The 25,732-nt window shown below is 68.3% G+C and carries 25 protein-coding genes and 1 pseudogene; 6 read left to right on the forward strand and 20 right to left on the reverse strand.

Annotated features, from left to right (window positions below; genetic code table 11):
• Positions 1-39: 39 nt before the first annotated feature.
• The 14 genes from AC3WLY_RS19940 to AC3WLY_RS20005 all read right to left on the reverse strand — a co-directional run bounded on the left by AC3WLY_RS19940 (position 40) and on the right by AC3WLY_RS20005 (position 13,383).
• Positions 40-1,440: an MFS transporter gene (locus tag AC3WLY_RS19940; protein WP_034180360.1), complete on the reverse strand. Its 1,401-nt coding sequence runs from the start codon at positions 1,438-1,440 to the stop codon at positions 40-42.
• 24 nt (positions 1,441-1,464) lie between these two features.
• Positions 1,465-2,709: an NAD(P)/FAD-dependent oxidoreductase gene (locus AC3WLY_RS19945; RefSeq protein WP_492310408.1), complete on the reverse strand. Its 1,245-nt coding sequence runs from the start codon at positions 2,707-2,709 to the stop codon at positions 1,465-1,467.
• The gene (locus tag AC3WLY_RS19950; RefSeq protein ID WP_425132036.1) at positions 2,706-3,668 is read right to left on the reverse strand and encodes a VOC family protein; all 963 of its coding nucleotides are present in this window, start codon (positions 3,666-3,668) and stop codon (positions 2,706-2,708) included. The genes AC3WLY_RS19945 and AC3WLY_RS19950 overlap by 4 nt, the downstream gene beginning before the upstream one ends.
• An 18-nt stretch (positions 3,669-3,686) precedes the next feature.
• On the reverse strand, positions 3,687-5,177 hold the full coding sequence (locus AC3WLY_RS19955) for an aldehyde dehydrogenase (protein ID WP_175959380.1): 1,491 nt from the start codon (positions 5,175-5,177) through the stop codon (positions 3,687-3,689).
• A gap of 89 nt (positions 5,178-5,266) precedes the next feature.
• On the reverse strand, positions 5,267-6,094 hold the full coding sequence (locus AC3WLY_RS19960; RefSeq protein ID WP_175959381.1) for an aspartate dehydrogenase: 828 nt from the start codon (positions 6,092-6,094) through the stop codon (positions 5,267-5,269).
• Positions 6,087-7,754 (reverse strand): thiamine pyrophosphate-binding protein, encoded by a 1,668-nt coding sequence (locus tag AC3WLY_RS19965; RefSeq protein ID WP_492310409.1) that lies wholly within the window; start codon positions 7,752-7,754, stop codon positions 6,087-6,089. Before AC3WLY_RS19965 ends, AC3WLY_RS19960 begins: the two co-directional genes overlap by 8 nt.
• Entirely contained in the window at positions 7,747-8,544 is a 798-nt protein-coding gene (locus tag AC3WLY_RS19970; protein WP_175959383.1) for an SDR family oxidoreductase, read from the reverse strand. The genes AC3WLY_RS19965 and AC3WLY_RS19970 overlap by 8 nt, the downstream gene beginning before the upstream one ends.
• Positions 8,541-9,395: an IclR family transcriptional regulator gene (locus AC3WLY_RS19975; protein ID WP_492310410.1), complete on the reverse strand. Its 855-nt coding sequence runs from the start codon at positions 9,393-9,395 to the stop codon at positions 8,541-8,543. Before AC3WLY_RS19975 ends, AC3WLY_RS19970 begins: the two co-directional genes overlap by 4 nt.
• A complete protein-coding gene (locus AC3WLY_RS19980) occupies positions 9,392-10,288 on the reverse strand; it encodes an alpha/beta fold hydrolase (RefSeq protein ID WP_492310411.1) in 897 nt (298 codons plus the stop codon). The genes AC3WLY_RS19975 and AC3WLY_RS19980 overlap by 4 nt, the downstream gene beginning before the upstream one ends.
• An 18-nt stretch (positions 10,289-10,306) precedes the next feature.
• Positions 10,307-10,834 (reverse strand): cupin domain-containing protein, encoded by a 528-nt coding sequence (locus tag AC3WLY_RS19985; RefSeq protein WP_034180369.1) that lies wholly within the window; start codon positions 10,832-10,834, stop codon positions 10,307-10,309.
• A gap of 29 nt (positions 10,835-10,863) precedes the next feature.
• Entirely contained in the window at positions 10,864-11,634 is a 771-nt protein-coding gene (locus tag AC3WLY_RS19990; protein ID WP_492310412.1) for an SDR family oxidoreductase, read from the reverse strand.
• Positions 11,627-12,697: an aromatic ring-hydroxylating dioxygenase subunit alpha gene (locus tag AC3WLY_RS19995; RefSeq protein WP_492310413.1), complete on the reverse strand. Its 1,071-nt coding sequence runs from the start codon at positions 12,695-12,697 to the stop codon at positions 11,627-11,629. The genes AC3WLY_RS19990 and AC3WLY_RS19995 overlap by 8 nt, the downstream gene beginning before the upstream one ends.
• 55 nt (positions 12,698-12,752) lie before the next feature.
• Positions 12,753-13,064: a recombinase-like helix-turn-helix domain-containing protein gene (locus tag AC3WLY_RS20000; protein WP_492310414.1), complete on the reverse strand. Its 312-nt coding sequence runs from the start codon at positions 13,062-13,064 to the stop codon at positions 12,753-12,755.
• A gap of 1 nt (position 13,065) precedes the next feature.
• Entirely contained in the window at positions 13,066-13,383 is a 318-nt protein-coding gene (locus tag AC3WLY_RS20005) for a non-heme iron oxygenase ferredoxin subunit (protein ID WP_027789384.1), read from the reverse strand.
• 447 nt (positions 13,384-13,830) lie between these two features.
• Here AC3WLY_RS20005 and AC3WLY_RS20010 point away from each other — a divergent pair, with 447 nt between their 5' ends.
• Positions 13,831-14,910 carry a porin gene (locus tag AC3WLY_RS20010; RefSeq protein ID WP_492310415.1) on the forward strand — a complete coding sequence of 360 codons (1,080 nt, stop codon included), beginning with the start codon at positions 13,831-13,833 and terminating at the stop codon, positions 14,908-14,910.
• A 94-nt stretch (positions 14,911-15,004) separates the two neighbouring features.
• Here the strand turns inward: AC3WLY_RS20010 and AC3WLY_RS20015 are convergent, their stop codons facing one another.
• The 5 genes and pseudogenes from AC3WLY_RS20015 to AC3WLY_RS20035 form a co-directional block, all read right to left on the reverse strand.
• Complete coding sequence (locus AC3WLY_RS20015) at positions 15,005-15,898, reverse strand: IclR family transcriptional regulator (protein ID WP_034180374.1); 894 nt, start codon at positions 15,896-15,898, stop codon at positions 15,005-15,007.
• A 288-nt stretch (positions 15,899-16,186) separates the two neighbouring features.
• The gene (gene tecA / locus AC3WLY_RS20020; RefSeq protein WP_175918184.1) at positions 16,187-16,666 is read right to left on the reverse strand and encodes a type 6 secretion system effector deamidase TecA; all 480 of its coding nucleotides are present in this window, start codon (positions 16,664-16,666) and stop codon (positions 16,187-16,189) included.
• Between the two features lie 97 nt (positions 16,667-16,763).
• Positions 16,764-17,030: pseudogene (locus tag AC3WLY_RS20025) on the reverse strand (YbaB/EbfC family DNA-binding protein); the annotation flags it as partial.
• A 113-nt stretch (positions 17,031-17,143) separates the two neighbouring features.
• Complete coding sequence (locus tag AC3WLY_RS20030) at positions 17,144-17,350, reverse strand: hypothetical protein (RefSeq protein WP_034180396.1); 207 nt, start codon at positions 17,348-17,350, stop codon at positions 17,144-17,146.
• Positions 17,351-17,698: 348 nt separating this feature from the next.
• A complete protein-coding gene (locus tag AC3WLY_RS20035; protein WP_175959720.1) occupies positions 17,699-18,304 on the reverse strand; it encodes an alpha-ketoglutarate-dependent dioxygenase AlkB family protein in 606 nt (201 codons plus the stop codon).
• A 248-nt stretch (positions 18,305-18,552) separates the two neighbouring features.
• Here AC3WLY_RS20035 and AC3WLY_RS20040 point away from each other — a divergent pair, with 248 nt between their 5' ends.
• A complete protein-coding gene (locus AC3WLY_RS20040) occupies positions 18,553-19,140 on the forward strand; it encodes a malonic semialdehyde reductase (protein WP_425132045.1) in 588 nt (195 codons plus the stop codon).
• A 9-nt stretch (positions 19,141-19,149) separates the two neighbouring features.
• On the opposite strand, the gene AC3WLY_RS20045 is transcribed toward AC3WLY_RS20040, so the two are convergent.
• Positions 19,150-20,298: a metallophosphoesterase gene (locus AC3WLY_RS20045; protein WP_492310416.1), complete on the reverse strand. Its 1,149-nt coding sequence runs from the start codon at positions 20,296-20,298 to the stop codon at positions 19,150-19,152.
• Positions 20,299-20,805: 507 nt separating this feature from the next.
• Between AC3WLY_RS20045 and AC3WLY_RS20050 the strand changes: the two genes are divergently transcribed.
• Genes AC3WLY_RS20050 through AC3WLY_RS20065 form a run of 4 tightly spaced genes read left to right on the forward strand, consistent with a single transcriptional unit; the run spans position 20,806 to position 25,708 of the window.
• Positions 20,806-21,099, forward strand: coding sequence for a hypothetical protein (locus AC3WLY_RS20050; protein WP_072442498.1), 294 nt, complete (start codon positions 20,806-20,808; stop codon positions 21,097-21,099).
• Positions 21,096-22,145 carry a multidrug transporter subunit MdtN gene (gene mdtN / locus AC3WLY_RS20055; protein WP_175959392.1) on the forward strand — a complete coding sequence of 350 codons (1,050 nt, stop codon included), beginning with the start codon at positions 21,096-21,098 and terminating at the stop codon, positions 22,143-22,145. The genes AC3WLY_RS20050 and mdtN overlap by 4 nt, the downstream gene beginning before the upstream one ends.
• Positions 22,126-24,177 carry an FUSC family protein gene (locus AC3WLY_RS20060; RefSeq protein WP_492332709.1) on the forward strand — a complete coding sequence of 684 codons (2,052 nt, stop codon included), beginning with the start codon at positions 22,126-22,128 and terminating at the stop codon, positions 24,175-24,177. Before mdtN ends, AC3WLY_RS20060 begins: the two co-directional genes overlap by 20 nt.
• Entirely contained in the window at positions 24,164-25,708 is a 1,545-nt protein-coding gene (locus tag AC3WLY_RS20065; protein ID WP_492310888.1) for a TolC family protein, read from the forward strand. Before AC3WLY_RS20060 ends, AC3WLY_RS20065 begins: the two co-directional genes overlap by 14 nt.
• Positions 25,709-25,732: the final 24 nt, after the last annotated feature.

Below are 25,732 nucleotides of genomic sequence, written 5' to 3' on the forward strand. Positions count from 1 at the left end.
CAAAAAGGCCCGGACATCGTCCGCTACCGCCGGCCGCGCTTACGCTTCGAGCGCCTCCAGTACCTTCCCCTTCGTCTCGATCCCGACGAAGTGCACGGTCACCGCCGCGATCAGCGGCACGATGCCGATCAGGTAGAACGCGGGCGCGAGGTTCCCGCCGATGATCGCGTGCGGCACGACCATCGGCGCGACGAACGACGCGATCTTCAGCCACGCGCTGCCGAGCCCGCAGCCCGACGCGCGGATGCTCGTCGGATACTGTTCCGGCGTGTAGACGTACGCGGTAATGAACCCCGACGCCATCAACCCGAGCGACAGCGAGCAGAAGACCGCAACGACATACACCGACGATGCGTGATAGATGCCCGCGAGCGCCAGCGACAGCGCGCACAGCACGAACGACCACACGATCACCGGCTTGCGGCCGAGCTTGTCGACGAGCAGCGCCGACGCCAGCGACCCGAGCACGCCCATTACCGAACCGATCACCGCGAGGTTCAGCGCGAGCTGCAGCGGCGCATGATAGAAGTTCTTGTAGATCGTCGGCAGCCACGTCGACAGTCCGTACTGGATGAACCCGCAGGTCGCCCACAACGTCGCCACCGCGAGCGTGCGCTTGCGATACGCGGCGCTGAACAGGTCGCTCATCCTGCGCTTCGGATGCTGGCGCACCATCTCGTCGAACGCGGCCGCCTGCGTGACCGGCGGCAGTTCGCCGCGAACCGACGCTTCGAACACGCCGACCGCGCGCCCGGCTTCCGCGAGCCGCCCGCGCGACGCGAGCCAGCGCGGCGATTCCGGCACGAGGCGCGTGAGCACGAGCGACAGGATCAGCGGCAGCCCGCCGACGAAGTACATGATTTCCCAGCCGAACCGCGGCACGAGCCACGCACCGAGCGCCATCGACACCAGCAGGCCGATCGGGAACACGATCTCGTATAGCAGCACGAAACGGCCGCGGCCATGCGCGCGCGTGATCTCGTTGATGTACGTCGCGGCCACCGGCAGCTCGCCGCCGAGCCCGAGCCCCTGCAGGATCCGCAGCAGCACGAACACCTCGAAAGTCGGCGCGAAACCGCATGCGATGCTTGTGATGCCGATCACGGCCGAGCTCCATGCGATCGCCTTCACACGGCCGTGCTTCTCGGCCAGCGCGGGAAACAGGAAGGCGCCGATCAGCTGGCCGATCGCACCGGATGCGATCAGCATGCCGATCTGCGTCGGCGACAGCCCCCATTTGTGAATCAGCAGCGGCAGCGTCGCCGCGATCGTGATCACGTCGAAGCCGTCGAAGAACGTCGCGGTGCCGATCAGCACGCGTGCGCGGATTTGCATCGCGTTGCCGGGAAGCCGCTCGAGCCGCGCGATGATCGCGCCGGGCGTGGAGGCGGCAGCTTCCATCGTGGCGCGTCCGGCCACGACGTTGTCGAAAGTGCTCATGCGGGGTGTCTCCTGGTTTGCCGGTCAGGCAAGCGCTTTGGTCGTGTCCGCCAGGGCTTCCGTATCCACTGCCCGGCCCTGGTTCATCCACTTGCGCGCGAGCTTCAGCTCGCGTGCGTTGTTCACGGCGATGACACCTCTCACATGCCCGTCGCCAAGGAAAAACAGCGTCGCGCGGCGCGCGGCGAGATCGCCGCGCACGACGAGCTGCGCATCGGCCGGCAGATCGCCGAGGATCTGCAGGTTCACGTCGTACTGATCGGACCAGAACCACGGAATCTCCGCGTACGGCGCGCGCACGCCGAGCACGGCTTTCGCGGCCGCGATCGCCTGGTTCTGCGCATTGGCCCACGATTCGAGCCGCACGCGCCGTTTCAGCCAGCCGTTGTGATGGTTCGCGACATCGCCGCACGCGAAGATCGCCGGGTCGCTCGTCGCACCGAATTCGTCGACGACGATGCCGTCGTCGACGGCCAGCCCCGCATCGCTCGCGAGCGATGCGTTCAGCGCGAGGCCGATGCCGGCCACCGCGAAATCGGCGTCGATCGTCGTGCCGTCGGCGAGCGTCGCGCGCACCTTCGATGCGTCGCCAGGCTGCGCATCGAGCGACGCGAGCGCCGCGCCGAGACGCACGTCGACGCCGTTCGTGCGATGCAGATCGAGCAGGAAATCCGACACGATCTGCGGCACCGAGCGGCCGCACAGGCGCGGCGCGCCTTCGACCACGACCGCCTCGACGCCGAGCTTGCGCGCGGTCGCCGCGACTTCGAGGCCGATCCAGCCGCCGCCGATCACGAGCACGCGTTGGCTCGCGCGCAGCTTCTCGCCAAGCGCTGCCGCTTCGTCGAGCGTGCGCAGGTAATGCAGGTTCGGCGTCCTCACGATTGCGTCCGGCAGGCGGCGCGACGTGCCGCCGGTCGCGATCACGAGCCGGTCGTATTCGATCTCGCGGCCGCTGGCGGTCGTCACCACGCGGCGCGCGCGGTCGATCGACGCCGCGCGTTCCGGTTGCCATGCTTCGATATCGAGCGCGCCGAATTCATCCGGGCGCACGACGCGTACGGTTTCGATATCGGCGTCGCCGGCCAGCACGGCCTTCGACAGCGGCGGACGCTCGTACGGCAGGTGCGGCTCGTCCGCGATCATCACGAGGCGGCCCGTGTAACCTTCCGCGCGCAACGTCTTCAGCACCCAGCCGGCGGCCTGGCCGCCGCCGATCACGACGACCGTGCCGGGCGCGGGCTGCGCCTGTGTGTTCGCTTCGGTCACGATTTGCGCTCCGTCATGAACTTGCCTTCCGGCGCCTTCGCGTTTTTCTGCCGGCGCGTGTTGCCGTCGAGGCCGCCGTCGACGGCCCACTCGGCGAACACGGTCGGGCCCGGCTCGAATTCGCGCGGCTGCCATTCGGGCGTCAGCACGTCCTCGTCCGCGTAGTACTCGATCAGCGCACCGGCCGGATTCTGGAAGTACCAGAAGTACGCAGACGACACCGGGTGACGGCCCGGGCCGAGTTGCGTTTCCCAGCCGCAGCGGTCGATATGCATGCCGCCGCCGAACACTTCGTGGATGTCGCGCACGGTGAATGCGACGTGGTTCAGGCCGCGCTTTCCGTTCGGCAGCGCGAGCAGGAACAGGTCGTGATGGCCGCCGTGCGGCGCGCAGCGCATGAACGCGCCGCGGCCCGGGTAGCGATCGGACGTCTCGAAGCCGAGCAGTTCGTGATAGAACTTTTCCTGTTCGTCAAGGCAGTTCGTGAAGAACACGACATGCCCGACCTCGACCGGCTCCGCGCGTGCATAGATCGGGCTCGGCTGGTCGACGCGCAGCGTCTGGCCCCACACGTTCGACGGCGAGCCCGTGATGTCGAGTTCGCGCTTGCGCGTGACTTCGACGCGGATCGCCATTCCGTTCGGGTCGATACAGCCGACCGCATCGTCGTGCGAGTAATAACCCGGCTGGCCGGCGAGCTTCGTGCGCAGCGCGTCGACTTCGCCCTGCGTCGCGACGCCCCACGTCACTTCGCGCAGCGTCGGGCCCGCTTCGAACGCGGGCGGCAGCGCCGGATCGTCGGCGTTGACGGCCAGCACGGTGCAGCCGTTCATCGTCTCGAAGCGCGCGCGCGTGTCGTCGTGCGCGACTTCCTTCAGCCCCCAGTCGGCGAAAAAGCGTCGGCAGGTCGCGAGATCGTCGACGCCGTACGTGATCTGCTCGATTCCCAAAATGCTCATTGCGTCATTCCCCTTCGCTCAGTTCGCCCACGGCAGCGGCGCGTCGTTCAAACCCCAGTAGAGGCTCTTCTGCTGCATGTACTCGCGGATGCCGAGACGCCCCTTCTCGCGCCCCATCCCGCTCTCCTTCCAGCCGGAAAACGGCGTGGAAATCGAGAACAGCTTGTACGTGTTGATCCATACGGTGCCCGTCTCCAGCGCGCGCGCGATGCGCCACGCGCGCTTGTAGTCGCGCGTCCAGATGCCGGCGGCAAGACCGAACACGCTGTCGTTCGCCTGCGCGATCAGCGACGCTTCATCGTCGAACGGCATCGCGACGAGCACGGGCCCGAAGATTTCTTCCTGGCAGATGCGCGCGCTGTTCGGCAAGCCTTCGAGTATCGTCGGCTGGTAGAAGAAGCCGTTCTCGCGCCCGTCGCCCGACGGCCGCTCGCCGCCGCACAGCAGGCGGCCGCCTTCTTCCAGGCCGAGCGCGACGTAGCGCTCCACCGATTCGCGGTGCTTCGCGGTAATCAGCGGCCCCATCTGCGTATCGGGCCGCGTCGGGTCGCCCACGCGCAGCTTGCGTGCGCCCGCAACCAGGCGCTTCATGAATTCGTCGTACACCGTGCGCTGCACGAACAGCCGCGAACCCGCGATGCACGCTTCGCCCGACGAGCTGAAAATGCCGTACAGCACGCCGTTGACCGCATGATCGAGATCGGCGTCGTCGCACACGATCGTCGGCGACTTGCCGCCGAGTTCGAGCGACACGGGCATCAGTTTCTCGGCCGCGATGCGCGCGATGCCGCGGCCCACTTCGGTACCGCCCGTGAACGACACCTTCTTCACCAGCGGATGACGCACGAGCACGTCGCCGATCACCGAGCCCTTGCCGGGCAGCACGCTCAGCACGCCCTTCGGCACGCCGGCTTCCTCGCAGATGCGCGCGAGCGCAAGCGACACGAGCGGCGTGACTTCGGCCGGCTTGAGCACCACCGCGTTGCCGCCTGCGAGTGCCGGCGCGAGCTTCTGCGCGTCGGATGCGATCGGCGAGTTCCACGGCGTGATCGCCGCGATCACGCCGATCGGCTCGTACACGCTCATCGTCAGGTAGTCGCCGCGCGACGGCGTCAGTTCTTCGTCGAGCGTTTCGAGGCAGGCCGCGAAATAGCGGAACGTGTTGGCGGCGCTGGCCACCAGCACGCGCGTCTCGCCGATCGGCTTGCCGTTGTCGCGACGCTGCAGGTTCGCGAGCGCCTCGTGGCGCTGCATGATCAGATCCGCGATGCGGTACAGCACCTGCGCGCGCTGGTGCGGCTTCAGCCCGGCCCAGTCGGCGCGGCGCCATGCGGCATCGGCGGCTTCGACGGCGCCGGCCGCGTCTTCGGCGTTCGCCGTCGACACTTCCATGTTCACCGACTGGTCGGCCGGATAGATGCTGGCGTAAGGCACGCCACGGCCGCGCCGCCACTCGCCGCCGATCAGGATGTTGCCGTCGGGTACGAGGCTCGTATCGAAAGGAGTCATGTCACAAGTCCCACAAATCTGTCTCTGCGCACCCGCCCTCGCCGTGGCGCGGACGGACGTTCAATAGTCCGAATCTCTCGAAGCGCCGCTCAGATCACGCAGCGGGCCACGCGGTTGCGCAGCGCGCGGATCGCACTGAACGCCGTCAGCGCGGACGTCTTCGGGTTGTCGGGCAGCGGCTTGCCGCTCATTTCCAGCGACATCTCGCCGAATGCGCCGCACGCGGTGATGCGGTGCACGTTGCGCGAGACGGCCGGATCGGCGATCAGGCGCACGCGCGTCGCATCGAGGCCGAGGCCCGCGAGCGCGACGGTCGCCGCGACGTTCGCGTTCTTCGGATAGAGCCGCGCAGCGTCGCGCGCAGTGCCTTCGAAGATCACCTTTTCCTCGGTCATCGCGCGCAGGTCGCACAATTCCTCGGCCGGCGTGCCGAGCCAGCCGAGCGGCGGCTTGCGGCCGACGTACAGCACTTCGTCGAGACCGCCCTGCTTCGCGGAAGCCAGCGCGTCGATGCCGCCGATCGCGCCGGACAGCAGCGTCAGCGTCGCGTCGCCTTCGTCGGCGGCCCGAGACAGCACGTCGAGCAGCGCGAGATCGGACAGCGCGCCGATCGAAGCGACCGCGCAGTCGGTGCCGGCCTTCAAGAGCGGCACGACGTGATCGACGAGCGCACTGTGGCCCGCGCATTCGAGCGCGAACCCGGGGCGGCGGGCCAGTGCGTCGACCGACGACACGACCTCCACCGCGCCGCCCAGCACGCTCTGCACCGCGGCGCGCTGGTGGTCGGGCACGATCACGTGCGCGATGCGCAGCGCCGCATCGTGCTCGACCGCGTGGTACACGGCCGCGCCGATCGCGCCGAAGCCGATCATCGCTACGTCGACGGGTGCGTGCGCGCGTGCGTGATCGTTACGCATACTGGCGCTCCGACGGCGCTTCCGTCTTCACCGGCGGGCCTGCGAACGACGAGGCGAACGAGCCGACCGACAGCATGTCGACTTCGACCATCACCGGCCCTTCCTTCGCCATCCCGTCGCGCACGATCGCTTCGGCCTGGTCGAGCGACGTGATCCGGTAATGCGCGAGGCCGAAGCTCGCGCAGAACTGCGCGAAATCGGGCTGGTGCAATTGCACGAAGCAGCGGCGGCCACCGTAATGCGCGTCCTGGATGTTGCGGATCACGCCGTAGCACTGGTCGTTCATCAGCACGATCATCACGTTCGCGTTTTCCTGCACGGCCGTCACGAGCTCGCCGACGTTGACCATCAGGCCGCCGTCGCCGACGAGGCAGACCGTCTTCGCGGCGGCGCCCGCCAGCGCCGCGCCAATGCCCATCTGAATCCCCTGGCCGATGCCGCCGCCGAGCGCATGCACGCCCGCGCGCGGTTCGAAGATCTTCAGCAGGCGGTTGCCCCACGTGCTGTTCGAGATCGTCACGTCGCGCACCCAGTTGTAGTCGCGGCCGACCGCGCCCTGCAGCGTATCGACGAGCTGCTTGTAGGGCCCCAGGCCCTTCGCCACATCGGCAACCGCCTGCTCGCGGGCCGCCGCGAGATCCGATGCGAACTGCGGATCGACCGACAGGCGGCCTTCGAGGCGATCGGCCAGCTCGGCCAGCACGCGCTTCGAATCGCCATGCACGAACAGCTCGTTGCGATAGCCGCGGTTGTCGGCGAGCGCGTCGGCATCGACGCGGAACAGCGGCTGCGGCAGCGCGAGCTTGTACTTCAGCGTCTCGTTGCCGCGCAGGCGCGAGCCGACCACGACGAGCGCATCGCAGGTCTTGTAGAACGCTTCGACGGACGCATGCACGTTGAACGCACCGAGCGTCGCCGGATGATCCTCGGGCAGCACGCCGCGGCCCTGCACGCTCGTCACGACGCCGAAGCCGAGCTTCACGAGGCGCTCGACTTCGTCGCGTGCGTGACGCGCGCCGCCGCCGAGCCACAGCAGCGGACGGCGCTTGGCCGCGAGTGCATCGGCGAGCTTCGCGACGCGTGCGGCGTCATGCTCGCTCACCGCGACGTGCGCCGGCGCAAGATCTTCCGGCCATTCGATTTCGGCGGCCTGGATGTCGATCGGAATCTCGACCGACACGGGGCCCGTCGGCGCGGTCTGCGCGATGCGCACGGCTTCGCGGATCGTCGGCAGCACGGTCTCGACCGTGCGCACGCGGAACGCGGCCTTCGAGATCGCGTCCAGCATCGTCAACTGGTCGGGCGCTTCGTGGATATAGGCGAGATCCTGGTCGAGGTACGGCGTCTCGATCTGCCCCGTGATGTGCAGCATCGCGGTGCCGGCCGTCAGTGCCTCGACCATCGCGCCGGCCGCGTTGCCCGCCGCCGTGCCCGTGCTCGTGAACGCGACGCCGAGGCCGCCCGACACGCGGGCCAGGCCGTCGGCCATGTTCACCGCGCCGGCTTCGCCGCGCGCGCCGACATACCGGATGTTGCCGCGCGAGTTGATCGCGTCGAGGATCGGCATGTTGTGGATCGAGATGACACCGAATGCGGTTTTCACGCCGCACTGCTCGAGAAAGGCGGCAATCAGCTCGCCAACCGTGGTTTTTTCAGACATGGCGTGCAAAGCCTCCAGAAACGTCGATATGGCTGCCCGTCGTGTAGGACGACAGATGCGTTGCGAGATAAAAAAGTGCCCAGGCGGCCTCGTCGGGCTTGCCGAAGCGATTCAGCGGAATGTTCTTCGTGCGCGCGAGCGCCCCCGTCCAGTCCTCCCAGCTTTCGCCGGCTTGCGCCTGCGCTTCGTAGCGGCGGCGCCACTGGCCCGACTCGACGATGCCGATCAGGATCGAGTTCACGCGGATGCGCTGCGGCGCCAGTTCGGTCGCGAGCGACTTCACGAGGCTCAGCACGCCCGCGCGCGCCGACGACGTCGCGACCATGTGCGGCTCGGGCTGCAGCGCGAGCAGCGAGTTCACGCAGGTGATCGTCGGCGCGGCCGCGTCGCGCAGCAGCGGCAGGAACGCGCGCGTCGGGCGGATGATGCTGAAGTACTTCAGTTCGAGTTCTTCGCGCCACGCGTCGTCGGTCGTGCCGGCGAAGGTCGACACGCGGCCCTGGCCTGCGTTGTTGACCAGCATGTCGGTACCGCCGAAGCGCGCGGACACCGCTTGTGCGAACGCGGCCACGTCGGCTTCGTCGAGCACGTTGCAGCGCTCGGCGAGCAGTTGCGCGCCCGCGTATTTGTCGCGAAGCATCGCTTCGGCGCGTGCGAGGCGGTCGCTGTCGCGGCCGCAAATCGCGACCGATGCGCCGGCCTGCAGGAATCGTTCGGCCGTCGCGAGGCCGATGCCGGACGAACCGCCCGTCACCACCGCAACCTGCCCGGTCAGATCGATTTCAATCATCGGAGTCCTAACGCCTTCATAAACGTGTGCTCGTCATCCGAGCGGTAATTGAGCCGCCGCGACAGTTCCGCCGCCGCGCGCTGCACCTTGTCGATCAACCCGTCCGCGATCAGCGCCGCGTCGATCTCCGGCCGCGGCACCGTCACCGTGATGCACGCGACGATCTTCTGCGTCTCGTTTCGCACCGGCGCCGTGACCACCGAGATGCCGCGTTCGAACGACGAATTGCTGACGCCATAGCCGCGCAGCGCATCCTCGCGGATCACTTCGTACAACGCATCGACCGTCTCCGGCGTCGCGCTCGTCATCCGGTTCAACGTGCCTTCCGGATACAGCGAGCGCAGCTCCTTCAGCGACAGGTCGCCCATCAGCACGTGGCCGTGCGTCGTCGCATACGCGGGCAAGCGCGTGCCGACGTTCACGCGGATCGAGCTGAACACCGGCGACTGGCTCTGCGCCTTCGCGACGAACACGACGTCGCGGCCGTCGCGGATCACGATGTGCGTCGTGAAGCCGGTCGCATCGCGCAGGCTCTCGATCACCGGCAGGCCGAGGTCGGTCAGCTCCAGCGAGCTCAGGTATTCGAAGCCGAGCCGCAGCACGGCGATGCCGAGCTTGTAGTTGCGATCCTTGTCCGCACGCTCGAGAAAACCGAGCGATTCGAGCGTCTGCAGCAGACGGAACACCGTCGTGCGTGGAATGCCGAGCCGCTTCGACAACTCGGGCGCGCCGAGCACGGGCTCGCGCGGCGAGAATTCGGCGAGAATCCGCAGCCCGCGCTCGAGGCCCGGCACCACGTAGCTGGCTTCGGCCTTCCCGGTTTCGGGTTCTTGTTGCAGCGGTTCGCTCATACCCGACCCCACTGCGTATCGCACTGACGGCAGAACGTGTCGACCAGTGCGGAATAAACGGCCGGCGCTTCCACGTACCCGGCATGACCGGCTTGCGGAATCACCTGCAGCCCGACGTGCGCGGCCGCGGCGATCCGCTCGCATGCGGCGGGCGGCGTGATCGCGTCGTTCGCGCCGACGGCCACGGCCGTGCGGCCGCGAAAACCGGCGAGATCGGCCGCGAGATCGGCATTCGCGAGCAGATGCGTGGCCTGCGCGTAACCTGCCGGCGCGATGCGCGCCATGTTCCAGCGCACCCACGCGCGCGCATCCTCGCTCGCGAAACCGGACAGCATGTTGCCGCTGCGCTGCTCGGCGAGCCCGGCCGGACCGAGTTCCGCGAGCATCGCGAGCCGCGCGTCGCGGCGCGATTCGCGCGTTTCGGCTGGCGCGCTGCCGTAGCCGCCGGCAGGCGACACCAGCAGCAGGCCGGCGATCCGACCAGGCATCGCGCGGGCGAGACCGCCCGCGACGATCGCGCCGAGCGAATGCCCGACCAGCACGCAGCGTTCGATGCCGAGTGCCTCGAGCCACGCGTTCAGCGATGCCGCGTAATCGGCGGCAGCCGGCGACGCGTCGGGCACGGGCGTCGACGCGCCATAACCGGGCGCATCCCACGCGAGCACATGCCGCGATGCGCCGAGCGTGTCGAGCTGGCGCACCCAGGATGCGGCGCCCGAGCCGATCCCGTGCAGCAGCACGACGGGCAGCGCGCGGCCCGCATGCTGCGCGCCGGCCTCGCGATATCCGATCGTGCCCGCCGCGCCGGCCGCGCAACGCTGCTCGGGAAACTGCCCGAGCAGCGCGGCGAATGCCGCGGTGCGGTCGCGTTCACGTTTGTCGATGACACTCATTGCTTCACCGGCTCCGTCTCAACGCTTGATCTTCGCGAGCGGCGAATCGGGCGGATAGGTCGGCGTGATCGGCTTCGGCGAACCGAGCATCACGCACATCAGCGCGTCTTCCTCGCCGATGTTGATTTCCGTGCGATACACGCCGGGCGGCACCGAGATCAGGTCGCGCTCGCCGAGGATCGCTTCCCACGTCTCGCCGTCGCGTTCGCAGATCACCTTCATCTTGCCGCGCAGCACGAAGAAGATTTCTTCCACGTCGATATGGATGTGGCTCGGGCCGATGTTGCCGGCCGGGATGACCATCGTCGAGAACGTGAAGTTGCCGGCCGGCACCGTGTTGACGTCCTTCGCGACGCCCGTGCCGCCGGTGCCGACATAGCGCATCTGCGCACGGCGGTACTTCGGGTCGTAGTCGGCCTGGAACTTCAGTGCGTCCCAGTCGTAGCGACGCGTCGCGTAGCGCGCGACGCGCCCTTCCATCCAGTCGTTGAAGCTTGCGCCTTCCGGCTGGTCCCACGACTTGCGTTCGAGATCGGCGTCCGCCATCGTCAACTCCTTCATCAAGGGTGAAAACATCAATTCATCACGAAGCCGCCGTTCACCGGCAGCAGTTGGCCCGTCACGAAGCGCGCGCCGTCCGACAGCAGGAACAGCACGGGGCCCGTCACGTCGTCGGGCACCTGCGCGCGCGTCAGCGCGCGGCCCTGCATGTAGAACGCATGGCGCTCGGCCGGCACGTAGGCCGTCGCCTCGACTTCGGTCAGCCCCGGCGCGATCGCGTTGACCGTCACGCCGTGCGCGCCGAACTCGCGCGCCTGCGCATGCGTCATCGCGATCACCGCGCCCTTGCTCGCGACGTACGCGAGCAGCTTCGGCGCGCCCCACAGCGCGGTGTCCGATGCGAGGTTCACGATCGCGCCGCGGCCCGACTTCGCGAGGTGCGGCAGCGCCGCATTGCTGACGAGCCACACGCCGCGCACGTTCACGTTCATCACGGCGTCCCACGTCGCGACGTCGAGCTCCGTCGACAGCTTGCCGCCCGAGTTCGTGATCGCCGCGTTGTTGATCAGCGCGTCGATGCCGCCGAGCGCCGCCGCACTCTGCGCGACGAATGCGTCGACGCTCGCCGGATCGGCCAGGTCGAGCGCGAAGAAATGCGCGGCGTGACCGGCTTGCGCGAGCTGCGCGGCCAGCGCGCGGCCCTCTTCGGCGAGCACGTCGCCGAACGCGACCTGCGCGCCCGCGGCGACGAGCGCCTTCACGAACGCCGCGCCGAGACCGCGCGCGCCGCCGGTGACGAGCACGCGGCGCCCCGCGAGCGGCACGACCGGTGCGAGCTCAGCCATTCGCGGGCTCCGAAGCGGCGTGCGCCGCGCGATGCGCGTCGAGCGCGGACAGGTGTTCCTGCGCACGCTGGCGCAGCATCCGGCGCACGCGCGTGATGCCGACGTCGTGCTGGTACAGGTATTCGTGATCGCGCGCCTGCGGCGCGAGGCTTTCGAGGACATAGCGGTCCTGCTCGAGCACGTCCCAGTGCAGCCCTTCGAGGCGGTTGCGGTACATGAAGCGCCACACGTCGCGCTGCCAGCCGCTGACCTTGCGCGTGCGCCAGAAGTAGACCTGACAGTTGTCGCCGTCGACCGGCGTCGCGAAGCCGATGATCCCGAAGTTGCCGCCCGGGCCGAACTTCTGCTTGTACGGAATTGCGAGGCGCATCCACAGGCAGCCGGTTTCGCCGAGTTCGACCCAGTCGAAGTTCACGTCGCGCTGGCCGATCTTCTCGAACATCAGGCCCGTTTCCGTCTTGCGCACGCGCATGTCGGCCTGCTTGTCGCCTTCGGCCATCGAGTGCGACGTCGCGTGCAGGTATGCGCCGTGCATCGGGTCCATCACGTTGTCGATCGCGTACTGGTAATTGCACTTCCAGTTCGACACGCACAGGAAGTGGCCGTATTCGTCGGCGACCAGTTCCTCGGGCAGGTTCAGCGGCGCCGGCTCGCCGTGCGCTTCGTCGCCGAACCACAGGAAGATCGCGCCGGCCTTCTCTTCGACCGGATAGGACTTCACGCACTTCGTGCCTTCGAGCGGACAGTTCGACACGGCCGGCACACGGTTGACCGTGCCGCCGCCGTCGACTTCGATGCCGTGATACCAGCACGCGATGCTGCCGCCGAGGTTCCAGCCGAGCGACAGCCGCGCGCCGCGGTGCGGGCAGCGATCCTCGAGTGCGTGGACCTTGCCGTCGTGATCGCGCCACAGCACGATCTGCTCGGACAGGCGCGTGAGGCCGACGGGTGCGTTCGACACCTGCCAGCTCGGCGCGACGGGATACCAGTAGTTCTTGATGCCGCGGTCGAGATAGTCACGGACCGGGTCGTGTTGGGAAGCGTGTTGTACGGGGGACGTCATCAGTGTGCTCCGGATGCGGTTGTCGTCGGGTCGGCGGATCGCGCGCTCGGTGCGGTCATTCCGCGAGCGCGGCCATTTCGGCGCGGAAGCGCTCCGGTGTCCACGGCGTGCCGTCCGGCGCGCGGAAGCCGATGCGGTTCAGGCCCGCGACGACGTCGTCCAGCTCGGTCGCGCCGGCTTCGAACACGCGTTCGAGCGCATCGCCGAGGTCGTTCTCGTACTGGGTCGGCTCGGCCTTGCGGTTCTGCCAGATCAGGTTCTCGACCTGACCGGGGATCTCGATCTGCCCCTTGCCGGCGACGTTGTTCGGCTGCGGCGCCACCCACGGCTTCAGGAAGGGATTGAAGTTGACGGTCGCTTCTTTCATGTCATTCCACCTTGATCTGGATTTCCTCGCCGGCGAGGCGCACCGCGTACTGCTTCAGCGCGCGTCCGCCCGGACCCTTCAGGCATTCGCCCGTCCTGATGTCGAACACGGCCTCGTGCAGCGGGCATTCGACCGTGCCTTCGTCGACGAACCCCTGCGTCAGCAGCGCGTACGCATGCGGGCACACGTTCTCGAGCGCATACACGTCATCGCCGACGCGGTAGATCCCGATTTCGACGCCGTCGGTCCGCTTGAACTCGATCGGCGTGTCTTCCGACAGCGCGCCGGCGTGCCCGGCGCAAATCCATTGTTCAGACATCTCACACCCTTCCTTCTGATCGACTCTCGGTTTGCTTCTTGTTTGTTCCATATTAGGAACAACAGTTTATGGATGGTGATTATAGAAGTGACTTTCCACGAGTAAAACAAAAAGCTGCACGCCCTAGGGAAAACACCGACCGCCGGATCGATCATTGCACCCACCCACCCCATCCAATGTGATTTTTTGTTTTGTAGCGGGGAGTTATGCCCTTTTTACGGGCTTCGCGCAGCGATGCCGCGCACCGTCCGGGAACCCATCCGTCCCGAAAAATTTATTTTTGATCACGCGCTTGACGCCCCTATACTCCATTCCATCAGAGGCACGTCGTTCCTTATATGGAACACAAGAAATGCCCATCCGGCGGTGGAACACGCGTGACGGCAGGCCGTCCCCGCGCATGCCGCCACGGCACGTTTTCATCAGGTTGGAGAGTCAGGAGATCAAATGGTCAAGCATGCGGTAGCAGCAGCAGTCATCGGGATGGGCGCCGCGTCGGGCGCGTGGGCGCAGAGCAGCGTGGTGCTGTACGGCAGCCTGGATGCGGGCGTCGCGTACGTGAACAACGTCGGCGGTCATGCGAAGTGGGCGATGATCCAGGGCAACACGCAGCCCGATCGGTGGGGCCTGAAGGGCAAGGAAGACCTTGGCGACGGCCTGTCGGCGATCTTCCAGCTCGAAAACGGCTTCTATACGAACAACGGCCAGTTCGCGACCGCGAACACGATCTGGAACCGCGCGGCGTTCGTCGGCCTCAGTTCGGAGCGCTACGGCACGCTGACGCTCGGCCGCCAGACGCCGCTGTCGTTCGACTATCTCGATCCGCTCAGCACGGCCTACCTGGCGCTGAGCTGGTACGCATTCCACCCCGGCAACATCGACGGGCTCGCCGCAACCGGCAACGTGCCGTACAACAATTCGGTGAAGTACCGCTCGCCGACCTACGCGGGCTTCTCGGCAGCGGCGGCGATCGCGCTCGGCAACACGACGAACTTCTCGACCGGCAAGTCGGTCGGCGTCGCGCTGAACTATGCGAACGGGCCGTTCAAGGCGTCGGCCGTCTATTCGAACGAACACGACCGCTCGATCCTGATCGGCCAGACGGGTATCGCTTCGTTCCAGGGGCAGAACACCGCGAACGGCTACATAGCGAACAAGGTCGAGAACATCGGCGCGGGCGCGTCGTACCAGTTCGGCGACTTCCTCGTGCACGGCCTCTACACGCACACGAAGATGCAGTCGAACGGCTATTCGGATACGTTCCAGAGCTATGACGCGGGCGTGAACTACCGCAGCAGCGCGTTCAACACGATCGCGGGCGGCGCGGCGACCACGACGCTGGCCGGCCGCCGCTGGACGCAGGTCGAGCTCGGCGACATCTACGCGCTGTCGAAGCGCACGCAACTCTATGCGAACGTGTTGTACGAACACGGGTCGGGCGGCGCGAAAGCCGCGTTCTTCACGGCCGGCGTATCGAGCACCGCGAACCAGGTGATCGTGCTCACCGGGATCCACCACTCGTTCTGAGCGGTTTCACGCGTTCGGCGTCCGAAACGACAAGAGCGGCCCGCGGGCCGCTCTTGTCGTTTGGCGATGCCGGGCGCGTCGCGCCGCCCGCGCGTCAGAACATCGCGACCTTGTGGCGTGCGTGCGCGAACGTCGGGTCGCTTTCGAGCGGACGGTAGTTCAGGCGCTGCGACAGGTCGACCGCCGCGCCGCACACGGCTTCGACGAGCCGCTCCTTCTCGCCGGCCTCGCCGATCTCCGAGCGCGGCACCGTTGCGGTGATCGCCGCGACGATCGAGCCCGAATGATCGCGCACGGGCGCGGTCACGGCCGAAATGCCGCTTTCGAACGCCGCCTCGCTGACCGCATAGCCGAGCCGCGCGTACTGCCGCACACGCTCGTACAGTTCGTCGACGGTGCCCGGCGTGCGCTCGGTGAACTGTTCGAGCCGCTTTTCCGGATAGAGCTGGCGCAGCGCGTCGCGCGTCAGGTCGCCCATCAGCACGTGGCCGTGCACGGTCGCATGCGCGGGCAGGCGCGTGCCGACATGCACCTTCACCGAACCGAACATCGACGCATTGCTCTGCGCCTTCGCGACGAACACGACGTCGCGCTGGTCGCGGATCAGCAGGTGCGTCGAGAAGCCGGTGGAATCGCGCAGCCGTTCGAGCACCGGCGCGCCGAGATCGGTCAGCTCGAGCGAGTTCAGGTATTCGAAGCCGAGCCGCAGCACGCCGACGCCGAGCCGGAAATGGCGGTCGCCGTTCACGCGTTCGAGAAAACCGAGCGCCTCGAGCGTCTGCAGCAGGCGGAACGTGGTCGTGCGCGGAATGCCGATGCGCTTCGACAACTCGGGCGCGCCGAGCACGGGCTCGCGCGCCGAGAATTCGGCGAGGATCCGCAGCCCGCGCTCGAGCCCCGGCACCAGATAGGACGAAGCGCCGCCGGACGATTCGTCGTCGCCGGCAGCGGCAGGATCGGGTGCGTCGCTCATCGTTGTCTTGACCATGTGGACATGGACGGAAGGAAATCAGTCACGAAACAGGTCATGGATCGTCGTGGATATTCAGTCATGCTACTCCAGCGCGCGCTCAGGCTCGCACCCGCGCGCTTCGCCGCGACGCGGCATGCGCATCCGCGACCCCATGCAGAGTCATTCACGGTCGAGAGGATAGCAGCGATGGACAGCGCGACGCCATGCGGAAATCGCCGAACGGCGGGAACCCGGCCGCCCGGCCGTTGCCTGCTTCGGGCGGCTGAAAGACGGCGAGCGGCGCGGCATCCGGCGCCGCGTCGCCTACAGGCGCGACAGGTGGACCCGGATGTTCGCGCGGTCGTACGTAAAGCCGCCGGCCGCATCCTGCTCGAGCACCCGGGCAAGGTCGACCGCATACATCCATCCGCTGCCCAGACGGCCGCCGTTCACCGCCCGGATCCGGCTGCCGCCGACCGCGATCGCGGCATGAAAGACATTGCCGCCGCGGGAGAAACCGACCGCGGTTCCCGCCGGAATGCTGGCGCGCCCGTCCCACTGATCGCCGGTCTCGAAGTTGAATCGCGTCCTCCAGTGCTGGCCGATCGTGTCGAGCAGCGTACCGGGCGCGATCATCGCGTCGCCGCGCAGCAGGTACCGGACATAGGCCGCGGCGTCGTAACAGACGCCGCCGGACACGTACTCGTTGATGTCGGCCATGCCGTACATCAGCGCTTGCGCATGTTTCTGCTTTTCGGCGAAGCCGGATTGGGCGACATGGCCGCCTAACTGGGTCAGTTGCATGGGTAGGTCCTTTTGAGGAAGAAGGGCATCGTAGCCCCGCCAACGCAATAACCTCATATCTTATTACGATATCCGCCTGCATCGGCCGGCCCATGCGTCACGGCGTGCGCGCCGCCGACGCCGGTGCGGCGGCCGCCGCGTCGGGATTCGGCGCGAGCCGCAGGCGCACGCGCAACGGCTGCAGCATGTCGGGCGGCGGCGGCTCGGCCAGCGGGCCGCCGGCCGTCAGCAGTTGCCGCAGCGTCGCGTCCGCATCGGAATCGCCCAGCGACGCGAATTCGACGCGCGTGACGGCGCCGTTCGCGCCGATCCACGCGCGCACGACGATCGCGGGCGGCGGTGCATCGGCGCTCGCGTGCGGTACCGTGCGATGTACGCATCGCGGTTGACGGAAGACAGGAATCGATCGGGAAAAAACAGCGGCCAGCGGGCGGCAGGCGATGAAGGCGATCCTCGGGCGGGATCGCCGCGACGGCGTCAGGCCGTCACGGCGGCGTCATACTCGGCGCGGGCAAGCTGGCCGGCGGCGTACGCCTCGGCTTCGCCGCGAAAGCCTTCCCGGCTGAATGCAACGACTTTCACGCCGACGCCGGTCGCCCGCTTCACCGTCAGCGCCCATTGCCATCCGCCGTCTTGTTCGAAGACGTGCAGCGAGGGTTCGAAGGAAGGGTCGAGTACGGTCACGCGTTATGCTCCTGCCCCCTTGCGCATTGCATCGGCAACGCACGGGGCATGTCGAAAGGGTCGCGCCAGTATACGAATGACGCGTTTCAGCCATTCAACAGTCTAGTCAATGATTGTTGCGACGCACCATCAGAGGTTTCACTCATCTATCGGAACCGGGCGGTCGATCGAATATGTCTGAAATCCATATGGGACGGGCCTCAGAGCCGCTTCAGGCCGCACGGCACAACGCTCATGCGGCAACGTGCCGCACGCGCGGCCGATTGCGTGCATCGGTCGTTCGTGGGTCACAAAAACGGGGCGGGAATCTCCCGGCCACCCGGGCATCGTCGTCTTGACGACCGGCCGCTACCGGCCCGTACCGGCCGGCATCACGCGCCGGAATGTCAGGTTGACGCGCTCGCCCTGCACGCTCGGCGCCTTCGGCACGCGATGCTGCCATTCGGCCTGCGTACGCCCGCGCATCACCAGCAGGCTGCCACGCACGAGGCGATACGCATGCGTGACGCCGGTCGCGCGATGGCGAAGATCGAACACGCGCATCGCACCGAGGCTCACCGACGCGATCACCGGCGCATCGCCGAGCTCGGGCTCGTTGTCCGCGTGCCAGCCGAGGCTGTCCTGCCCATTGCGGTAGCGATTGAGCAGCACGCTGTTGAATCGCGCGCCGCATGTCGCCTCGACCGCGTGCTTCAGGTCGAGCACGGCCGGCGTCCACGGCGCCGGCACGTTGCGGATCCCCGAATACACGTAAACGGCATCGGGCTCGCCCTGCCACGCCGTGAGCCTCGGCAACGGAATGCGTCCGCGCGGCGTGCGGATCGTGTCCTGCCGCCACGCGACCTCGCCGATCAGCGCGGCCAGCGCGCGGTCGGCGTCGGGTTGCGCGAGCCAGTCCGGGTACCAGTCCACGTCGGGCACGGGCGTGTCAGAGAAAAGATCGGGCGTCGACATGTCGGGAAGGAGCGAGCGATGAACGGGGCGAACCATGCATGTCTGCATACTAGCCAACGGCGCCGCGCGCCGCCATGCGCTGTCATTCGCCGATGAAAGGGCCGATGAAAGGAAACCGCCGCGCACCGCGATGCGCGTTCTCGCATCACGCTATCATCGCGGCGTGTCGCGGCGCCCTGCCGCGGGGCGCGGCTTTCTTCCGCCATGCCTGCCGGCGCGCCCCGGCCGCCTTCTTCCCGGATCCCATCATGACGACGCTCTCCGATTCCGCCCTCGATCAACTGTTCCGCACCGCGCGCACGCACAACGCGTGGCAGGACAAACCCGTCGACGACGCGCTGCTGCACCGGCTGATCGACCTGACGAAATTCGGCCCGACGTCGGCGAACTCGAGCCCCGCGCGCTTCGTGTTCGTCAAGTCGCCCGAAGGGAAGGCGCGCCTGAAGCCCGCGTTGTCCAAAGGCAATCTCGCGAAGACGATGGCCGCGCCCGTTACCGTGATCGTCGGCATGGATTTCGCGTTCTACGATCACCTGCCGCGCCTGTTCCCGCACGCCGACGCACGCAGCTGGTTCGCCGGCAACGATGCGCTGATCGAGGCCACCGCGTTCCGCAACTCGTCGCTGCAAGGCGCGTACCTGATCCTCGCCGCACGCGCGCTCGGCCTCGATGCGGGCCCGATGTCGGGCTTCGACAGCGCGAAGGTCGATGCCGAATTCTTCGCGGGCACCGCGATCAAGAGCAACTTCCTCGTGAATCTCGGCTACGGCGATCCGGCCGGCCTGTTCCCGCGCAGCCCGCGCTTCGACTTCGACGATATCGCCCGCATCGAATGACGGGGCTCGCTAGCCGCCGCGCGTCAGCCGGATCAGCGTAATCTCGGACGGCACGCCGAAGCGGTTCGGCGGCCCCCAGTATCCGGTGCCGCGGCTCGTATAGAGCCACAGATCGCCGAAGCGGCTCAGCCCGCCGATCACCGGCTGCTGCATCCGCACGAACGGCGGCCACGGCAGGAACTGGCCGCCGTGCGTGTGCCCCGACAACTGCACGGTAAAACCCGCGCGGTTCGCCGCCTCCGCGCTGCGCGGCTGGTGCGCGAGCAGAATCTTCGTGCCGACGTCGCGCGGCGCGCCCGCCAGCGCCTGCTCGGGGTCGCTGCGATGCGCGGGATCGAACCCGCCCGCCGTGAAGTCGGTCACGCCGGCGAGCACCGCACGCGCGCCGTCGTGCTCGATCAGCACGTGCTCGTTCAGCAGCACCGTCAGCCCGATGCGCCGGAATTCGTCGATCCACTCATGCGCACCCGCGTAATACTCGTGGTTGCCCGTCACGAGAAAGCTGCCGTGCCGCGACTGCATGCGGCCGAGCGGCGCCGTATGCTCGCGCAGGCGCTTGACCGAACCGTCGACCACGTCGCCCGTCACGACGACGAGGTCCGCATCGAGTGCATTGACCGCGCGCACGATCCGTTCGATATAGGGCCGCTTGATCGTCGGCCCGACGTGGATGTCGGACAGTTGCACGATCGTCAGCCCGTCGAGCGCAGCCGGCAGCCCCGCGACCGGAATCGACACGCGCTTGACCGCCGCCGTGCGGCGCGCGCCGACGAACCCGATCGCGGTGACGAGCACCGCGGCCGCCAGTACGCCGAGCGCCGTGTCGGCTGCAGCGCCGCTCCACGCGCCGTCGTGCCCGAGATGCCGCCACGCGAACACGCCGAGCAGCACGAACTCGCGCAGGACAGTCAGCACGAGCAGCGACGAAAAGAAGCCCATCACGAGCGAGCCGGCCCAGCCGACCAGCGTCGCGGCCCAGCCTTCGTCGAAGCGGCGTGAGAACATGCCGACCGGAATCAGCACGACGAAGCTCGCCAGCGCGAGCGCCGAGATCGTGCGCGCGACCGGCGACGCGAACGCGTCGGGAATGATCCGCATCCCGACGTACAGATGGAACAATACGCCGATTGCAATGAACCGGACAAAGAAACTTCGCATGGAGCGCTCACCTTCGTTGCAATACGGCTTCCGCGAAATCCGCAACACGGGGCCGTGACGCCCCATGCCGCGCTTCGCGCCATACGTACGATGGTACACAGATCCCGGCTACGACGACCGGTCGCGGCCACCGGTGGAGGCTCGCGCGGCTTCGTGCGGCGATCGGCCGTTTCCACGCCGATTCCGCCGCATCAGCACGAGAAATGCAGCCCGCCCTCTTTCGTCTGACGATCCTTTACAGTCCGTTAGCAACCCTACACGAGCTTGCGCTGGCAGAATCATGGCGATCCGACCGCCCCGCCGCCGAAACGCGATGCCGGACGGGCCGGCACCACCGCCAGCGCGACCGCGACCGGCCGTGGCCCGTGCCGCCCCCCTCGAGACGGACGGCTGGCGGTCCGCATCGCGCTGCTTTATTATCGGCCCCGTATCGCGGAATCGTCGTCGCGGCGGCGAACCGCATTGCGCCGCGCCCGGCATCCCCCCCATCGTCGAGCTCGCCACACCATGAGAAAAACAACGCCGCGCGCGCCCCTGCGCGTCGCCGCCGTCCTGACGCCAGCCCTGCCGCTCGCGGGCTGCGCATCGCGCGGCGCACCGTCGTACGTGCTGTTCGGCGCGTATTTCCCGCTCTGGCTCGTCAGCGCGATCGTCGGCATCGTCGGCGCGATCGTTGCGCACCGCGTGTTCGTCGCGACCGGCTGGGCCGCCACGGTCCCTTACCAGCTTGCCGTCTGCACCGCGATCGGGCTCGTGATCGCCGTGCTCGTCTGGCTCACCGGCACGGGGCCGTTCGCATGAAGGCCGCCGGAACCGCCCGCCCCTCCATGAAAGGCCGCGTGATCGCGCTCGCGATCGTCGCGCTCGGCATCGCGGCGCTCGCGTACGCGTACCACCGCACGACGGCCTACCCGTCCACCGACGATGCGTCGATCGACGCGGACATCGTGCATGTCGCGTCGCCTGTCGGCGGGCGCATCGTGCGGCTCGCGGTGCATGAAAACCAGCGCGTCGCGAAAGGCGACCTGCTGTATGAAATCGATCCCGTACCGTACCGGCTGACGGTTGCGCAGGCGCAAGCCGACCTCGAGCTCGCGCGCGCATCGCTCGACACGCGCCGCCGTTCGCTGATCGGCGAACGCTCGAACGCGGCGGTCGCCGCCGAGCAGGTCAAGCGCGCGGCGCAGAACGCCGACCTCGCGACGCGCGACGTGAACCGGCTCGCGCCGCTCGCCGCGCAGGGCTACGTCAGCGCACAGCAGTTCGACCAGGCGAAGGTCCGCCAGCGCGATGCGGCCGTGTCGCTCGCGCAGGCGCAGGAACAGCAGCGCGCGTCCACACAGACGATCGGCGACGAAGCCGACGCGATCGCGACGCTGCATGCGCGCGAGGCCGCGCTGGCCCGCGCGCAGCACGCGCTCGACGATACGGTCGTGCGCGCGCCGCACAACGGGCTCGTGACGGGCCTGACCGTGCTCGCCGGCGAGACCCTCGCGCCGAACCAGTCGATCTTCACGCTGATCGACGCGAGCGAATGGTTCGCCGTCGGCAATTTCCGCGAAACGTCGCTGAATCGCATCGAGGTCGGCGACTGCGCGACCGTCTATTCGATGATCGACCGCAGCCGCCCGATGACGGGCAAGGTCGTCGGCATCGGCGCGGGCATCGCGGACAGTGCTCGCATCAACCTGCCGCGCTCGCTGCCGATCGTGCAGAACTCGGTGAACTGGGTACACGTCGCGCAGCGCTTCCCCGTGCGCGTGAAGCTCGACGAACCCGACGGCAAGCTCGTGCGCGTCGGCGCCAGCGCGATCGTCGAGGTCCGGCATGGCACTGCCTGCCGCTGACGTCCGCTCGCCGGGCCCGCGCGAAGTCCTGCGGCTGCTGGCACCGTTTCCGGGGCGCACGGCGATGGCCGTGCGCGTCGCGCTGATCTGCGCGCTGGTCGTGCTCGTGACGAGCGGCTACGGCACGCCGGAAGCCGCGATCTCCGCGTATGTCGTGTTCTTCCTGAACCGCGCCGACCGCGTGACGAGCGTCGTGCTCGCGGTCGCGATGCTGCTGCTCGTCACGGTCGTGATCGCGCTCGTGATGGGCGTCGCGATCTTCAGCATCGACTATTCGATCCTGCGGGTCGCCTGCATGACCGTGATGTCGATCGGCCTGCTCTACCTGACATCCGCCAGCAAGCTGCGCCCGGTCGGCGCGATCCTCGCGATGATCGTCGGCTTCGGGCTCGACCAGCTCGGACTGGCGCCGTTCGGCGAAGCCGCGACACGCGCGCTGCTCTATGCATGGCTGATGGTCGCGATCCCGGTCGGTGTCGCGATCGTCGTCAACCTGCTGATCGCGCCGTCGCCGCGCAAGCTCGTGCACGCGCAGCTCGCGAAACGGCTGCGGCTCGCCGCGCGGCGGCTGCGCGGCGATGACAGCGGCGACTCTCGCGCCGCGTTCGACGCGAGCCTGCGCGAAGGCGACAAGCAGTTGCTCACGTGGCTCAAGCTGTCGAAGCTCGAAGGCTCGTCGGCGGCCGCCGACGTCGTCGCGCTGCGGCAGGCCATCGCATCGAGCACCGCGCTGCTCGTCGCGGTCGCGCTCGCCGACCGCGAACCCGACGCGCGGCTGCCCGACGCGTTTGTCGAGCCGATCGCGACGACGCTCGACGAGATGGCCGCCATCCTCGAACGCGGCGGTTATCCGGTCGACGTGACGCTCGCGCTACCGGCAGCCGAAGCGCTGCCACCGCTCGCGCGCGTCGTCGCGGCGGATCTGCACACGGCGATCACGCACTTCGCGGAACCGGCCGAGGCCGATGCTTCGGCCGACACAGCCCACACGCACGCCGCCGACACGCGTGCCGAACCCGCCGCACCGCCCGCCCCCGGCGGCGGCTTCTTCCTGCCCGACGCGCGCACCAATCCCGACCACATCCGCTATGCGCTGAAGACGACGGCAGCGGCGATGTTCTGCTACCTGCTGTACTCGCAGCTCGACTGGTCGGGCATCCATACCTGCTTCATCACCTGCTACATGGTGTCGCTCGGCTCGACGGCCGAAACGGTCGAGAAGCTCACGTTGCGCATCGCCGGCTGCATCGTCGGCGCGCTGCTCGGCACCGCCGCGCTCGTGTTCGTCGTGCCGTCGCTGTCGTCGATCGGCGAGCTGATGGCGCTCGTGTTCGCCGGCGCATGGCTCGCCGCGTGGGTCGCGTTCGGGTCGCCGCGCATCGCCTACGCGGGCTTCCAGGTCGCATTCGCGTTCTTCCTGTGCGTGATCCAGGGCGCGGGCCCCGGCTTCGACCTGACGCTCGCGCGCGATCGCACGATCGGCATCCTGCTCGGCAACGTGGTCGTGTATCTCGTGTTTACGCGCATCTGGCCCGTCAGCATCGGCAAGCAGATCGACGCGGCGCTCGCGGCGCTGCTCGACCAGTGGCGGCGCGTCGCGCAGATCGCGCAGCCAGCCGAGCGGCGCGCGCTGGCCGCCGAAGCGTTCGCACGCCACGGCGCGATCTCGCAGGAGCTCGGCCTGATCCATTACGAACCGTCGTGGGTGCGGCCGGCCGCCACGTGGCTCGCCGCACGGCGACGCGCACTCGCGGAATTCGGCGCGCTCGAAGGCCCGCTGTTCCTGCTCGCCGAGCGCGCACCGGGCGACGCGGCGATCGGTGTGCAGCTCGCGCGCGTGGTCGACCTGCACGACGACGAAGCCGCGCCCCGCGCGGATTCCCCCACTCCGCCGGCCCCACCGCCGAATGTCGCCCCCACCGACCCCGCACGCGACGCGCTGCTGAACCTGATCGACACGCGGCTCGCGCACATCGCCGACGCCGCCCGTCAAGCCACACCGAAGGAGCCTGCCCCCCATGCGCCTACCTGAACCGCCGGCCGCCTCGATCGCCGCCGCCGCCCTCGCGACCGCCGTCGCGCTGGCCGGCTGCGCGACGTCGTCGATCGATCTGGCGCCGGAGGCGTCCGACCGCCCGTGGCAGCCGCAGACCTCGGCCGCGGGCGACATCGTGCCCGCACCGCCGCGCGCGACCGCGCAAGGCGCGCACGACTACACGCTGCCAGCCACGCCCGCGCTCGCGTCGGTAGCGCCGCCTGCCGCGCTCGATTCCGCGCATGCGTACACGCTGCCCGAGCTGATCGATCTCGCCGAATCGGCGAACCCGCTGACGCGCATCGCATGGAACGACGCGCGCAATGCGGCGCTCGCGGTCGGCATCGCGAAAGCCGCCTACCTGCCGAAGCTGTCCGCGACGGCCATGGGCGCGTACCAGGCGAGCCACGGCTCGACGTCGACGATATTCGGCGACTCGTCGAGCGACACGACCGTGCACGGCACGATCTCGGCGCTGTCGCTGCAATGGCTGCTGTTCGATTTCGGCGGCCGCGCGGCGCGCGTCGAAGCGGCCGAACAGGCGTCGATCGCGTCGAACGTCGCGTTCACGGCCGTGCACCAGCAAGTGATCCACGACGTGACCGTCGCGTACTACCGGTACGAAGCCGCGCGCTCGCGCGCACTCAGCGCGCAGCAGGGCCTCGCGAACGCGGACGCGATCCTCGCGGCGTCCCGCGCGCGGCTCAAGCATGGCGTCGGCACGGTCGTCGAGCTCGCGCAGGCGACGCAGAACCGTGCGCAGGCGAACCTCGCGCTCGTACAGGCGAGCGGCACGGAGAGCGACAGCTACCTCGCCCTCGTGTCCGCGCTCGGCATCTCGCCGCTGTCGAAACCGACGATCGCCGCGCTGCCGAAACGGCCGCTGCCGCCCGCGCTCGGTTCGTCGGTCGACGCGATCGTGTCGGACGCGATCGCGCGCCGCCCCGACCTGCAGGGCGCGTTCGCGCTCGAAAAAGCCAATCGCGCGAAGATCAAGGCCGCCGAAGCCGCGTTCATGCCGAAGATATTCCTGTCCGCTTCGACGTCGTATGCGAGCGGCGGCACGGCTATCTCAGCGCTGCCCGCGATCGGCGACCAGGCGCCGACCGTCAACCTGAGCGGCAGCCGCTACGGCGGCGGCGTGTTCCTCGGCGTGACGATCCCGCTGTACGACGGCGGCCTGCGTTCGGCCGTGCTGATGCAGGCGCGCAACGACGCGCAAAGCGCATCCGCGCGCCTCACGCGGACCAAGGAGGAAGCCGTCCGCCAGGTCGTCGCCGCGCAGAACGCGGTGCAGACGAGCCTCGCGTCGCACGACGCCGCGACCGCGCTCGTCGATGCCGCGCAGACGAGCTACGATGCGGCGCTGACCGCGTACCGGAACGGCGTCGGCTCGGTCACCGATGCGACGATCGCGCAAAGCCAGTTGCTCGCGGCGCGGAATGCGGAGGTCGACAGCTACGCCGGCGCGCTGTCGGCGGCTGCCGCACTCGCGCTCGCGACCGGGACGATCGGCTCGGCGCAGTAGCGCAACCGCCGCCGGGCGGTTGAC

Source organism: Burkholderia sp. FW306-1C-G01B (genome assembly GCF_058781685.1).